Origin of the sequence: Kitasatospora sp. NPDC056651, from assembly GCF_042792155.1 — a bacterium.
Taxonomy (GTDB): domain Bacteria; phylum Actinomycetota; class Actinomycetes; order Streptomycetales; family Streptomycetaceae; genus Kitasatospora.
This window is the reverse complement of record NZ_JBHTWX010000056.1, coordinates 41578-54532: the sequence shown is the minus strand read 5'-3', so window position 1 is coordinate 54532 and position 12955 is coordinate 41578. Positions and strand designations below refer to the sequence as shown.

General features: G+C 75.7%; 11 protein-coding genes. 6 read left to right on the top strand and 5 right to left on the bottom strand.

All coding sequences use genetic code 11. The features are described from left to right. Positions 1–143 precede the first annotated feature (143 nt). A complete protein-coding gene (locus tag ACFRAR_RS22105) occupies positions 144–1211 on the bottom strand; it encodes a TerD family protein (RefSeq protein WP_380699837.1) in 1068 nt (355 codons plus the stop codon). A 170-nt stretch (positions 1212–1381) separates the two neighbouring features. Between ACFRAR_RS22105 and ACFRAR_RS22100 the strand changes: the two genes are divergently transcribed. Next, entirely contained in the window at positions 1382–2647 is a 1266-nt protein-coding gene (locus ACFRAR_RS22100) for a pyroglutamyl peptidase (RefSeq protein ID WP_380699836.1), read from the top strand. 45 nt (positions 2648–2692) lie between these two features. On the opposite strand, the gene ACFRAR_RS22095 is transcribed toward ACFRAR_RS22100, so the two are convergent. Continuing rightward, complete coding sequence (locus ACFRAR_RS22095) at positions 2693–3193, bottom strand: inorganic diphosphatase (RefSeq protein ID WP_380699835.1); 501 nt, start codon at positions 3191–3193, stop codon at positions 2693–2695. Positions 3194–3314: 121 nt separating this feature from the next. Between ACFRAR_RS22095 and ACFRAR_RS22090 the strand changes: the two genes are divergently transcribed. Both ACFRAR_RS22090 and ACFRAR_RS22085 read left to right on the top strand, forming a co-directional pair. Continuing rightward, the gene (locus ACFRAR_RS22090) at positions 3315–4106 is read left to right on the top strand and encodes a hypothetical protein (protein ID WP_380699834.1); all 792 of its coding nucleotides are present in this window, start codon (positions 3315–3317) and stop codon (positions 4104–4106) included. A gap of 157 nt (positions 4107–4263) precedes the next feature. Then, positions 4264–5340: a restriction endonuclease gene (locus ACFRAR_RS22085; protein WP_380699833.1), complete on the top strand. Its 1077-nt coding sequence runs from the start codon at positions 4264–4266 to the stop codon at positions 5338–5340. 32 nt (positions 5341–5372) lie between these two features. Here the strand turns inward: ACFRAR_RS22085 and ACFRAR_RS22080 are convergent, their stop codons facing one another. Continuing rightward, positions 5373–6140: a Mut7-C RNAse domain-containing protein gene (locus tag ACFRAR_RS22080; RefSeq protein ID WP_380699832.1), complete on the bottom strand. Its 768-nt coding sequence runs from the start codon at positions 6138–6140 to the stop codon at positions 5373–5375. 99 nt (positions 6141–6239) lie between these two features. Further along, positions 6240–7496, bottom strand: a complete 1257-nt coding sequence (locus ACFRAR_RS22075) for an MFS transporter (protein WP_380699831.1) — start codon at positions 7494–7496, stop codon at positions 6240–6242. A gap of 801 nt (positions 7497–8297) precedes the next feature. On the opposite strand from ACFRAR_RS22075, the gene ACFRAR_RS22070 reads away from it, so the two are divergent. The 3 genes from ACFRAR_RS22070 to ACFRAR_RS22060 all read left to right on the top strand — a co-directional run bounded on the left by ACFRAR_RS22070 (position 8298) and on the right by ACFRAR_RS22060 (position 12169). Further along, on the top strand, positions 8298–10388 hold the full coding sequence (locus ACFRAR_RS22070) for a molybdopterin cofactor-binding domain-containing protein (RefSeq protein ID WP_380699830.1): 2091 nt from the start codon (positions 8298–8300) through the stop codon (positions 10386–10388). A gap of 62 nt (positions 10389–10450) precedes the next feature. Next, positions 10451–10918 (top strand): (2Fe-2S)-binding protein, encoded by a 468-nt coding sequence (locus ACFRAR_RS22065; RefSeq protein WP_380699829.1) that lies wholly within the window; start codon positions 10451–10453, stop codon positions 10916–10918. Between the two features lie 111 nt (positions 10919–11029). Further along, positions 11030–12169, top strand: a complete 1140-nt coding sequence (locus ACFRAR_RS22060) for an alpha/beta hydrolase (protein WP_380699828.1) — start codon at positions 11030–11032, stop codon at positions 12167–12169. Positions 12170–12193: 24 nt separating this feature from the next. Here ACFRAR_RS22060 and ACFRAR_RS22055 read toward each other — a convergent pair whose 3' ends face one another. Then, on the bottom strand, positions 12194–12799 hold the full coding sequence (locus tag ACFRAR_RS22055) for a TIGR03086 family metal-binding protein (RefSeq protein ID WP_380699827.1): 606 nt from the start codon (positions 12797–12799) through the stop codon (positions 12194–12196). Between the last annotated feature and the right edge of the window lie 156 nt (positions 12800–12955).

Below are 12955 nucleotides of genomic sequence, written 5' to 3'. Positions count from 1 at the left end.
GGGGGGGGGGCCCAATCCCCCCCCCCCCCCCCGGGGGGGGGGGGGCGGGGGGGGCCCCCCGGGGCGCCCCCCCCGCGGCCGCGACCTGCCGGCCAACAGGTCTGCCGATCTGTGCCGGCCTGCCGAACCGACCGCCTGACGGCCTAGAAGAAGCTGTCGTCCTCGTAGTAGTTGTTGACGACCACCTGCGGATCGTCGTCGAAGGCCTCGTTCAGCAGCGCGCCGCCGACCAGCCCGGCCGCGCCGGCGCCGATCAGGGCGCCGGTGCCGAAGCGCCGCCCGCCGCCCTGGGCCTGCTGGCCGGGCACCTGGGGCTGGCCCTGCTGGACCGGCTGCGGGTAGCCGGCCTGCGCCGGGGTGTAGAACGGCGGGACGTTGGTCTGCACCCGCTGGGCGCAGGCCACGCAGGCCTCGATCTGGCGCGGCACGCCCCACTGCGGCGACCAGAACACCGCCGTGGTGCCGGCACCGTGCGAGGGGTCGAAGAAGCACGTCACTGGGGAACTCCCTGGTCCTGGCTGGTTCATCGGAACGATCGGCGCGGCGGCGGGCACCGGCGGGGCGGCGGGCACCGGCGGGGCGGCGGGCACCGGCGGGGCGGCGGGCACCGGCGGGGCGGGCACGGCCGGCGGTACGGGCGCGGCGGGCGCGGGTTGCAGGACGTCCACCCCGAAGTCCGTGGCGATGCCCGCCAGCCCCGTGGCGTACCCCTGCCCGACTGCCCGGAACTTCCAGTCCGCGCCGTGCCGGTACAGCTCGCCGAACACCATCGCCGTCTCGCCGCCGCCCTCCGGCGCCAGGTCGTAGCGGACCGCCTCGGCGCCGCCGTCCTGGTCGGCGACCCGGATGAAGGCGCCGCGCACCTGCCCGAAGGTCTGCCGCCGCTGGGCCGCGTCGTAGATCGCCACCGCGAAGACGATCTTCTCCACCTCGGCGGGGACCTCCGCGAGCCGGACCTCGATCTGCTCCCGGTCGGCGCCGCCGCCGGAGTCCCCGTGGTGGCGGACCGAGCCGTCCGGGCTCCGCAGGTTGTTGAAGAAGACGAAGTTCTGGTCCGAGGCGACCTTCCCGTCCGCCCCGCAGAGCAGCGCGCTGGCGTCCAGGTCGTACCCGGGCCCGGCCGTCCAGCCGAGGCCGACCCGGGCCACCCGGAGCCCGGGGGCCTGCTTGCCCAGGGAGACGTTGCCGCCCTTCGTCAGGGCCACGCTCATGGAACTCCTCCACCACCGTACGAGTACCGCTGTTCGACCACGACAACGCTGTAGAGCTCACACCGGTTCCCGGTCGAACCATCGGCTTCGCGTCACCGTCGGTCACCCCGCCACAACCACCGCGCCGATTCCCTGGCGGGCCGTCAGGTCCAGACCTATTGTCAGCAGACATGACATGTCTACGCCGCGCCGCCGGACTGGCCGCCGCACTCACCGGAACGCTCGCCGCCCTGCTGGTCCCCGCCGTCGCCCAGGCCGCCCCGGCCGGCTGCCGCACCTCGGCCGCGGTGCCGCTGGATCCCGAGCAGACCCGCCTCCAGGACACCCGCACGACCGCCTTCACCGAGCGCTCGGGCCTCGGCGAGCTGCCCGGGGCCTTCCCCGCCGCGCTGTGCGCCGCCCGCAACGCCCGGCAGGCCGAGCGGGTGGTGGACGCCTGGGGCCGGAACCTCTGGCAGGCCGGCCTGGACCGCGCCCAGGGCCGCCGGCCGAGCGGCGAACTGCCCGCCCGGGACGACCGTCCGCTGTACTGGACCAGGCTCGCCATGACCGTCCAGCTCGCTCGCTGGCAGCCCGGGTTCGACGTCGACCACGCCGCGCTGCGCTCCCGCTTCGAGGACGCCTCGCGCGGCCTGGACGACGGCTTCGGCTCCGCCCACGGCGTCCGGCGGATCTTCGTCAGCGGCTTCGACCCGTACGGCCTGGGCACCGAGCCGCGCCGCTCCAACCCCTCCGGCTCGGCCGTCCTGCAACTGCACGGGCAGCGGATCACCCTCGCCGACGGCAGCACCGCCGAGGTCCGGGCGGTGGTCCTGCCGGTGCGCTACGGGGACTTCGACGAGGGCATCGTGGAGCGCGCCTTCGCCCCGCACCTGCGGCCTGGCCGGCAGTCCGCCGACCTGATCACCACCATCAGCCAGGGCTACCCCGGCAAGTTCACCCTGGAGGAGTGGGCCGGCCGCGCCCGCTCCGCCGACCCTGCCCCGGACAACAGGGACGCGCTCTCCGGCGGCACCACCCAGCACCCGGTGGACGCCCCGGGTCTGGGCGCCGGACCGCAGTTCGTCCGCACCACCCTGCCGGTCGCCGCCATGACGACCGTCCAGCAGCCCTTCCCGGTCCAGCTCGACACCTTCGTCACCGAGATCCCGATGGGCGCCACCGCCCCGGTCTACCGGCCCGACGGCCCCACCCCCGGCTCCCGCGCGGTCGCCGGTGGCGGCGGCGGGTACCTGTCCAACGAGATCGCCTACCGCTCCAACCGGCTGCGCCTGCTCACCGCCCCGCAGCTGCCCGGCGGGCACCTGCACACCCCCGTCCTCACCGGTCTGCCGGCCGACCCGCAGCAGCTCACCGCACCGGAGTTCGAGCGGAACGAGGCCGCGATCGGCGACGAGGTGCGGGCGATCCTGAGCTCCGTCCGGCTCCGCCCCTGACGGTCCGCCGGCCGGGCGCCCCGGCCCGGCCCGGCCGGGTGCCCGCTACGCCGGGTCGGCGTAGCGGGTGCCCGCCGCGCGGGCGCGCGACTCGGCGATCTCGGCGTACGCGGCCTCGCGGCCCGCCCAGTGCGAGCCCTCGACGGACTTGCCGCGCTCCAGGTCCTTGTACACCTGGAAGAAGTGCGTGATCTCCAGCAGGTCGAACCGGGGGAGGTCGCCGATCTCCCGCAGGTCCTCGTAGCGCGGGTCGCGCGCCGGGACGCAGAGCACCTTCTGGTCCGGGCCGCGCTCGTCGCGCATCACCCACATGCCCACCGCCCGGCAGGTCCGCACACAGCCGGGGACGGCCGGCTCGCGGCCGAGCACCAGGGCGTCCAGCGGCTCGCCGTCGCCGCCCAGGGTCCCCTCGACGTAGCCGTAGTCGGCGGGGTAGCGGGTGGCCGTGAAGAGCGTGCGGTCCAGGCGGATCCGGCCCGCCACGAAGTCCATCACGTACTTGTTGCGCGACCCCTGCGGGATCTCGATCATGACCTCGAACTCCACCGCGGCCTCCTCCTCGGCTCCTGGGTGAATTGTCCGCCGTCGACCCGGCCACCGAAAGCACCCCCGCCGTCCACCCCGGTCCACTAGGCTCCGGACCATGGGGAGTTGGCGGGTCACTGTCATGGATCGGCACCACCGCGGTGGTGGACGGCCGCAGGGCCGCCCGGAGGGGCCGCTGGCCCGCCGGGACGGACTGGAACTGCACGCGCGCGGCGGCGGGCTCGACTGCGTCGACGCCACCGGCCGGTCCCGCTGGTGGCGGTCCTGCCCGGGGCGGCCCAACGCGGCCCACCTCTCCGCCGGCCGCGCGCTGGTCACCACCGACCCCGTCGGCCACAGCGCCGGGGACCGCTGCGGCCCGGCCCTGCTGCTGGACCTCGCCGACGGCAGCACCGTCGCCGAACTGCGCGGCGAGCACGGTGCGGCACTCGACGACGGCCGCTTCGTCCTCGGCCTGGAGGACGGCGACACCCTCCGCAGCTCGGCCCACGACCGGGACGGCACCCCGCTGGACTCCTGGCACAGCTTCGGCCACTACGTGGTCGGCGACAGCCTCCGGGTGGTCGAGACGGACCGCCGCCGCCCCACCGGGAGCCGGGTGGTCCGCCTGCTGCCCGGCGGCCGGATCGAGCCCGGCCCGCTGCTCGCCGACCCGCGGACCCCGCCACCGGTGGTCCTGCCGGACGACACCCTGCTGGTCCTGGACGCCGGGGTGCTGCGCGCGGTCGGACGGGACCTGGAGGACGCCGTGCTGGCCGAGTTGCTCCCGCTGGCCCCCGACCAGCAGCCGCGGTTCACCGGCTCGCTCCGGCACACCGCCGACCACCTCACCGCCACCCTGGTCGAACGCCACCCGACCCGCATGGGCGCCTACACCACCCACGCCTGGACCCTCGACCTGCACGCGGCGTAGCGGACGTCCCGCCGGCCGACGCCCGACCCGGGCCGAAAAGGCAGGACGCTCCCAGATCTCGATTGTGCGGCGGAACTGACGGCCCGACATCTCTTCGTCCACGTTCCCCTACGGTGGCGCGTGCAACAACCGTCACCATGCAAGAGGGGGCACGCCCATGTCCCGGAGCCGGAAGCTCCACCGCCTCAGCAACCCCGACGTCGACGAACGCCGCGCCCAGCGCGCGCTGTTCCGCCACCTCCGGGACGACACCAACGCCAACCGCGGCCGGATGGCCAGGCGCGTCCGCGAGCTCCAGCTACTGCTGGCGATGGACCCGGTGGAGTTCGAAAAGCTCATCGCCCGGCTGATGGAGGCGATGGGCATGAAGGTCGAGCTCACCGCCCGGTCACGGGACGGCGGGGTGGACGTCCGCGGCACCGACCCCGACCCGTTCCGCGGCGGCAACGTGATCGTGCAGGTGAAGCGGTACCGGGACACGGTGGCGCCCGCGGCGGTGCGGGACCTGTACGGAACGCTGCGCCACGACCAGGCCGCGACCAAGGCCGTCCTCGTCACCACCAGCAGGTTCGGCCCCAGCTCGCACCAGTTCGTCGCGGGCAAGCCGATCAGCCTGATCAACGGCGCCGAGCTGGTCGGGCTGCTCAAGCACCACGGCTTCCACGAGGTCTTCGCACCCGCCCAGGACGAGGCCTCCGCCCAGGCCGGCGCCCTGGACGAACTGCCCGCGATCGAGGTGGCCGCCGAGCCCGCCCGACTGCTCCTGCACTGGACCGGCGAGGAGGACTACGACATCGCCGCCCTGGTCTGCCGGGGCAACCAGGCGCTCTCCGACGACCACCTGGTGTTCTACAACAACGCCTCGACGCCCGACGGTTCGGTGCGGCTGGTGACCGGCTACGGCGACGCGAACGCCTGCCTGATGGTGGACTTCGACGCACTGCCCGCCGAGGTCGACCGGCTGGTCGTGATCGCCGCCGCCGACACCGAGAACCATCCGAAGGCCACCATGGGCGGGTTCGCCGACCCGGCGCTGATCCTGGAGGCCGGCGCCGGGCAGGACACGGCGGCGGTGCACCTCGCGGACGGCGCGGAGACCAACACCGCGATGCGGCTCGGCCGGTTCGACCGCGAGCCGTCCGGGGACTGGGAGTTCACCCCGGCCCTGGCCGGCTACCCGGGCGGACTGCGCCAGGCCGTGACCGCGTACGGGCTGGAGGTCGTGGACGCCTGACGCGGCGGGGCGCCCGGCCGGTGCCGGGCGCCCTACCCGGAGGCGACCCCGAGGTCACGCGCGGCCCCGAGGTCACGCGCGGTCCCGAAGTCGCGCACGGCCTCGGTGACGATCGACTCCAGCCGGGCGTGGTGGGCGCCGCGCCAGTAGGCCTGGCCGCAGTCGGCACACTGGGCGAAGGCGTCGTAGGAGCGCTCGGTGCCGTCCCGCAGCTGCTCGCGCACCGAGGTCTTGGTGACCTCGCGCAGCGTGCCGTTGCAGGTGGTGCAGCGGCTCCACGGGAGGAGCGGCGGGGCGAAGCGGGAGAGCACGTCGCGTAGCTGCTCGGCGGGGCGGTGGCTGTAGACGTAGGCGCCGGCCCACAGTTCGCGGCGGCGCAGCAGGCCGCGGTCCCGGGAGAGCATGATCCGCTGCTCGGCGGCCGAGCGGGCGGCCAGCGCGGCGTCGCCGATGTCGGGGTTCTCGTACGCGGCGTCCACGCCGAGCAGCCGCAGCCGGCGGGCGAGGGTGCCGAGGTGGACGTCCAGCAGGAAGCGCGGCGGGCCGGGCGAGGGCTGCGGCCTGGTCACGGCCCGGACGGCGATCTCCTCGCCGTCGGCCGGTACGTGGGTGTCGGGCACCGCCCGGCCGTCCACCAGCAGGCCGCCGACCTCGGTGAGCGGGACGCCCAGGGACTCGACGACGTGGCCGAGGGTGGAGGCGCCGTCGGTGCGCAGCGCGGTGCGCCCGGCCCGCCGGGGCGCGGAGACGAAGAGGTGCAGCTCGGGGGCGAAGTCGAGCCAGATCTGAGGTCGGTCCACGCGGCCAGCATGCCAGTGGGCGGCGGGCCGGGGCCACCGGGTTTCCGGCCCTCCGGCGCGGGAGCCGCCGGTACGGACCCGCCGCCGTCGGGTCCGGGGTCAGACGCCCACCGCCACCGGCGCCGGCACCGGGTGATCGCGGTTGCGGGCCGCCCAGCGGGCGACCGGTCCCATGGCCTGGCCGGCCGCGAGGAACGCCCCGCCCAGGACCAGCCAGCCCGCCGGTCCGCCGTCCAGCAGCAGCGTGGTGAGCAGCAGCGGTCCGAGGGTGCGGGCGACGGCGACGCCGGTGCCGAAGAAGCCCTGGTACTGGCCGATCCGCCCGGGCGGGGCGAGGTCGAAGGCGATCTGCCAGCTGCCGGCCGACTGCCGCATCTCCCCCGCCACCTGGAGCACGGAGGCGGCGACCAGCAGGGCGCCGACCGCCCGGACCGGCACGTCCAGCGCGGACAGTCCGAAGACCGCGCAGGAGCCGAGCAGCAGCACCCCGGCCGAGCGGACCGCCCGGGCGGCCGGTGCCAGTCCGGTGACGCCGCGCGCCGTCCGTACCTGGAAGGCCAGCACCGCGAGGGTGTTGAGCACGAACAGCGCCGAGCCCAGCCAGCCGATCCCGGGGGCGCGCTCGGCGATCCAGAGCGGGATGATCAGGCTCAGCAGCGGCATCCGCAGCAGCAGGACGGCGTTGACGGCGGTGACGGCGGCGTACCGGTGGTCGCGCAGCACGGCCAGCCGCGGGCCGCCGTCCGGCGGCGCCGCGGTGGGCGGGGCCTCGGGCAGCCGCCGCAGGACCAGCGCGGCGAGCAGGAAGCCGAGGGCTGTGACGGCGAAGGCGCCCTGGTAGGCGGTCCGGGTGCCGACGCTCAGCGCGATGCCGCCGATGGCGGCGCCGACGGCCAGTCCCCCGTTGAGGGTCGACTGGATGTGGGCGAGCAGGGTGGTCCGCTGCCTGGGCGGTACCAGGGCGGCCACCAGTGCCTGCCGGGCGGCGGTGAGGCCGGACTGGGCGGTGGCGTAGAGGCAGACGGCGAGCAGGAACAGCGGGTAGGAGCGGATCACCAGGAAGGCGGCGACCACGGCCGCCGTGGCGATCGCGAGCGCGACGGAGGTGCGGCGCGGGCCGCGCCGGTCGGCGACGTGGCCGAGCGGCACGCCGGCGACGGAGCCGAGCGCCCAGGCGAGGGTGAGGCCCAGCCCGAGGGCGGTCGGCGACATCCCGACCACCCTGGTGAAGTAGAGCGCGGAGCAGGTGTAGTAGGCGCCGTCGCCCACGGCGGCGGCCAACTGGGCTGCCGCGAGGGTCCGTTGGGGGCCGGTTGGCGGGAGGCCGCCCCAGCGGGTGGCGCGGTCGGTCGGCATGCCCCTCCTCCGGTCGCGCGCGGGCGTCACCCGGCGGGCAAGCCGGCGGTCACCCGCACGCGTTCAGCTGTGTAAACGTCTTCACGGACCGTCACCCCTGCCCGCGACCGCCGGACGGGCGGCGCACGGCGGCCGTACCCGTGACCGCCGGTCGCGGCGTGCCACCACCCTAGGAGGGAACCGGCCCAGTGGACCAGTCCAGTGATCAAGGAACTTCCTGGGCCACTCACGGCCGCCGCCGCACCGCCGACCGACCGCTGAACCCTCGTGCGAGGGACGCCAGTTGGCTCCTCCGCTTCCCGCCGGGCGGCCCCGCCCGGGCCGCGCCCGCGCCTCGGAAGCGCCGTCCGTACCCGCTCCGACTCCGCTCGCGCCGATCACCGCGAAACCCCGATCGGGCAGACCAGGGGCCAACTTTGACCGTGTTGACCCGTCAGTAGCGTCCTTTTATGCTCAACGGCGTTCGCGATCCGGCACCGGGCCGGGGCCGCCCCGCCTACCCGTCCGCCCGTCCGGTCGCCGTCTCCGGCTCGAAGGGTTCCTCTCATCAGCACCTTCACCGCACCCTCGGACTCCGCCGGTCACCTCCCGAACGCCGCCGGTACCGACGAGACCCCGGACGGCGCCCCGCCCCGGGCCGACCACGGCGCCACCCGCCGTCGGCGCTTCCTCACCTACCTGCTGGCCGCGCCCACCCTCACGGTCGGTGCCCGCCTCGGCCTCGACGCCACCGCGCCCGCCACCGCGCAGGCCGCCGCCCCGAACCCCGCCGGGCCCGCCGCGCAGGCCGCGCAGGCCGCCGTGCCCGTCCGGGAGACCGTCCTGCCCCAGCAGCTGATCGGCGTGCCCGGCATCCCGGACATCGTCGACATCGGCGACGTGATGATCACCGCCGGGCTGCCGACCTCGCACCTGCTGGTGCTGGAGGTCACCGCCGCCGGACGCGCCGCACTGCACCTGCCCCGGCTGGAGGTCGGCCAGGGCCTCACCACCGCCATCGCCATGATCGTCGCCGAGGAGCTCGACGCCCGGCTCTCCGACGTCGACGTCCCGCTCTCCGACGCCCGCCCCGAACTGGTCTTCAACCAGATGACCGGCGGCTCCAACTCGGTCCGATCGCTGTACGATCCGGTGCGCGCGGCGGCCGCCGCCGCCCGGGCCCGCCTGGTGACCGCCGCCGCCAAACGCTGGAACGTTCCCGCGACCACCCTGCGCACCGCCGACTCCGCCGTCCTCGCCCCCGACGGCCGCCGGCTCGGCTACGGCGAACTCGCCGTCGAGGCCGCCGGCGTCGCCGTCCCCGCCGTCCCGAGCCTGCCCAAGACCGCCGACCAGCTGCGCGTGGTGGGCAGGGCCACCAACCGGATCGACGCCCGCGACATCGTCACCGGCCGCGCCCAGTACGCCGGGGACCTCCGGATCCCGGGCGCGGTGCCCACCGTGGTCGCCCGCCCGAGCACCGTCAACGGCACCCTCAGGTCGCTGGACGCCTCCGCCGCCCGCGCCATGCCCGGGGTGCTCGGCGTGGTGCAGATCCCGAGCGGCGTCGCCGTCCTCGCCGAGACCTTCGACCAGGCGCTCAAGGCCCGCGACGCACTGCGCACCACCTGGAACCCGGGGCCGGTTGCCGGCCTGTCCGACGCGGACGTGCGGTCCCGGCTGCGCGCCGCCCACCTGCCGTCGCTGCCGCCGCCGCTGCTCGCGCACCGGGTGGAGGGGGAGTTCGACTTCGCCTTCGTCAACCACGCCCCGATGGAGGTGCTCACCGCCGTCGCCGACGTCCGGCCGAACCGGGCCGAACTCTGGTTCGCCTCGCAGAGCCCGATCCTCGCCCAGGGCACCATCGCCGCCGAACTCGGCCTGCCGGAGAACGCCGTCACCGTCCACGTGGTGCGCGGCGGCGGCTCGTTCGGCCGCCGGCTGTTCTTCGACGCCGCACTGGAGGCCGCCCAGGTCTCCAAGGCCGCCGGCCGCCCGGTCAAGCTGATGTGGACCCGCAACGACGACATGCGCCACGGCCGGATGCGCCCGGCCAGCCACCACCGGATCCGGGCCACCTACGGCCTCGGCCAGGTGTTCGGCTGGGAGCACCACGTGGCCGGCGTCCGCACCGACCTCGGGCACGGCCTCGGCGACATGCTCACCGCCGCCGGCTACAACCTCCCGCTGGCCGGGCTCACCGCCTCCGAACTGTTCTTCCTGCTCACCGAGAAGATCCCGTACGACGTCGGCGTGCCCACCCAGCTGCTCGCCGAACTGCCGCTGGAGCTGCACACCGGCAGCTGGCGCTCGGTCTACTCGGGCACCGTCCGGGTCTCCGACGAGATCATGATGGACGAACTCGCCCGCGCGATGGGCCAGGACGAACTCTCCTTCCGCCGCGACCGGCTGCGCAGCCCGGCCGGCCGGGCGGTGCTGGACACCCTCGCCAAGAAGGGCGGCTGGGGCCGGCCGATGCCCCCCGGGCAGGCCCAGGGCATCGGCTACCACGACGAGCACAGCGCCTGCGCCGGCTACCTGGTGGAGCTGGACGCCACCGACCGGGCCAACCCCCGGGTCACCAAGGCGGTCGTCGTCGCCGACGTCGGCCGGGCGATCAACCCCAGGGGCCTGGAGGCACAGTTGACCGGCGCGCTGGTCGACGGCATCTCGGTGATCCTCCAGGCCGGCAACCACCTGGACGACGGCGCCTTCCGGGAGGGGAGTTACGCCGACTTCCACTACGCCCGGCAGCGGCACACCCCGCCGGTGGTGGAGGTCCACCTGATGCCGCCGAGCGGCCCGCCCGGCGGCGCGGGCGAACTGGGCGTCCCGGCCGCCTCCGCCGCCGTCGCCAACGCCTACGCCCGCGCGACCGGCACCAGCCCGCGCTCCTTCCCGATCGACTTCTGACCCGCCGCCGCCTTCCGGCCCACCGGCACCCACTGACCACCAGCTGAGGAATCCCGACCCTGATGCCCACCCACACCTTCGTCCTCAACGGGAAGCCCGTCACCGTCGAGGCCCCGGACGACATGCCGCTGCTCTGGGTGCTGCGCGACAAGCTCGGCGTCACCGGCCCCAAGTACGGCTGCGGGGTGGGCGTCTGCCGCGCCTGCACCAGCCACCTGGACGGCCAGGAGTTCCAGCCCTGCACCCGCTCCGTCAAGGACTGCGCCGGCCACACCGTCACCACCATCGAGGGACTGGCGGACGGCGACGTGCTGCACCCCGTCCAGGAGGCCTGGCTCGCCTGCGACGTCGCCCAGTGCGGCTTCTGCCAGCCCGGCCAGATCATGACCGCCGTCGCCCTGCTGCGCCACACCCCGAACCCGACGGACGCGGACATCGACCAGATCCAGAACATCTGCCGCTGCGGCACCTACCCGCGCATCCGCGAGGCGATCAAGCAGGCCGCCGCCCGGCAGGCCGCCAAGCCGTGAGCCGGCCCCCGGCCCACTGCCACCTCCCGCCGACCGGAACCCTGGCGCCACCGGTCTGGACCACCTAGGCTGAGCCGGGCCCCAGTCGTCGAGCCCGCCCGAGGTTGACGCATGATCAGGCGCCGTTCACTCCTCGCCCTCGCGGGCCTGGGCGGGGCCGCCGCCCTGCTGCCCGCCGGGCCCGCCCTGGCCGCCCCGCCGCGCACCATCGACCTGCCCGCGCCCACCACCGGCCGGCCGGTCGGCACCACGGCCCTGCACCTGGTCGACCACGACCGGGCCGACCCGTTCGCGCCCGCCCCCGGCCCGCGCGAACTGATGGTGCAGCTCTGGTACCCGGCGCACACCACCGCCGGCCGCCCCCGCGCGCCCTACACCACCCCCCGGGTCGCGGCCGTGATCGAGCGGAGCCTGCCGCTGGACCCGGGCACCCTCGCCCTGGTCCGCCCCACCGCCCGCGCCGGCGCGCCCGCGCCACCCGGCCCGCTCCCCCTGCTGCTGCTCGGGCACGGCCGCGGCGGCGCCCGCAGCAACTGCACCGCGCTGGCCGAGGAGCTGGCCGCGCACGGCTACCTCGTCGCGGCCGTCGACCACACCTACGACGCAGCCGCCGTCGAGTTCCCGGACGGACGGCTGGTGCGCGGCGCACTGCCGGACGACCCGCCGGACTGGGACGCCCAGGACCGCGAGGAGATCGCCGCGCGGGTCGGCGACCTGCGCTTCGTCATCGGTGAACTGACCGGCCGCCGACTGCCGTTCCGGGTCGACCGGGAGCGGATCGGCGTGCTCGGCCACTCCATGGGCGGCGCCGCGGCCGCCGAGGCGCTGCGCCAGGACCGGCGGCTGCGGATCGGCCTCGACCTCGACGGCGGCCTGTTCGGCTCCCCCGTCCCGGACCTCGGGCTGGACCGGCCGTTCCTGCTGCTCACCGCGCTCGACGACCACGACACCTGGCAGCGCTGGCGCGAGCACCACCGCGCCTGGGGCCGTCAGCTGCGCGCCGGTGGCGCCGGCCACCTCAGCTTCACCGACCTGCCGCACGCCGCCGGCCCCGGCAACGTGTCGGCCCACCTGCCCGCCGAGCTCTACGCCACGCTGTTCGGCACCCTGGCCCCGGCCCGCGCCACCGAGCTCACCCGCGCCCACGTCCTCGCCTTCGCCGACCGCTTCCTGCGCGACCGCCCCGCCCCGCTGCTCGACGGCCCGTCACCGCGCTACCCGGAGATCGGCTTCCGCTGGACGCGCGGGTAGGGCCTCAGACGCCGTGGGGACGTCTCAGGACTGCACCGCGGCCTGGGGGTCGCGGCCGAAGAAGGCCGCGAGCCGGTCGTACGCCGGGGCGTCCTCGGACACGGCGACGGCGGGGCCGAAGGCGTGGTGGTCCTCCTCCGCGCCGCGGTACCCGGGTTTGAGCGCGCCGGTGGCCCAGGCCAGGGCCGCGTCCGCGACCTCGTGGTCCAGGCCCTCGGTGGACTGACCGGTGGCGCGGGCCAAGTCCCATCCGTGGACGGCGAATTCGGTGGTCTGCTGGTCCACCGGGAAGCGGGCCGGCAGGGTGCCGGCGCCGGGGATGTCCACGGTGCCACCGAGGTCGCCGGCCGCGCGCCAGGCGTCGACCAGTTCCTCCGCCCCGGCCTCGAAGGCGTGCAGCCAGTCCTCCTCCACCCGTTCGAAGGGCTGCGACCAGTCCGGCTGCCCGCCCTTCGCCCGTGCGGTGAACTGCCGCAGATCGTGCAGGAGGTGGCTGATCAGGTCGCCGACGTCCCAGGAGCGGCAGGGCGTCGGGTGGCCGGCCAGTTCGACGCCGGTGCCGTCGATCAGCCCGGCGGTCTGCGCGAGGGCCCGGGCGAGCAGCTCGAGCGGGTCGTCCGCTGCGGTCATGGCACACCTCTCGGTACGGGAGCACGGTCGTGGGGGGGGGGGGGGCGCGCGCGAGGCCGCCGCCCCCCCCCCCCGCCCCCCCCCCCCCCCCCCCCCCCCCGCCGGCGGGGGGGCGTCCGGCGCGCCCCGCCCCCGCGGCCCCGCCGCCGGGAAACC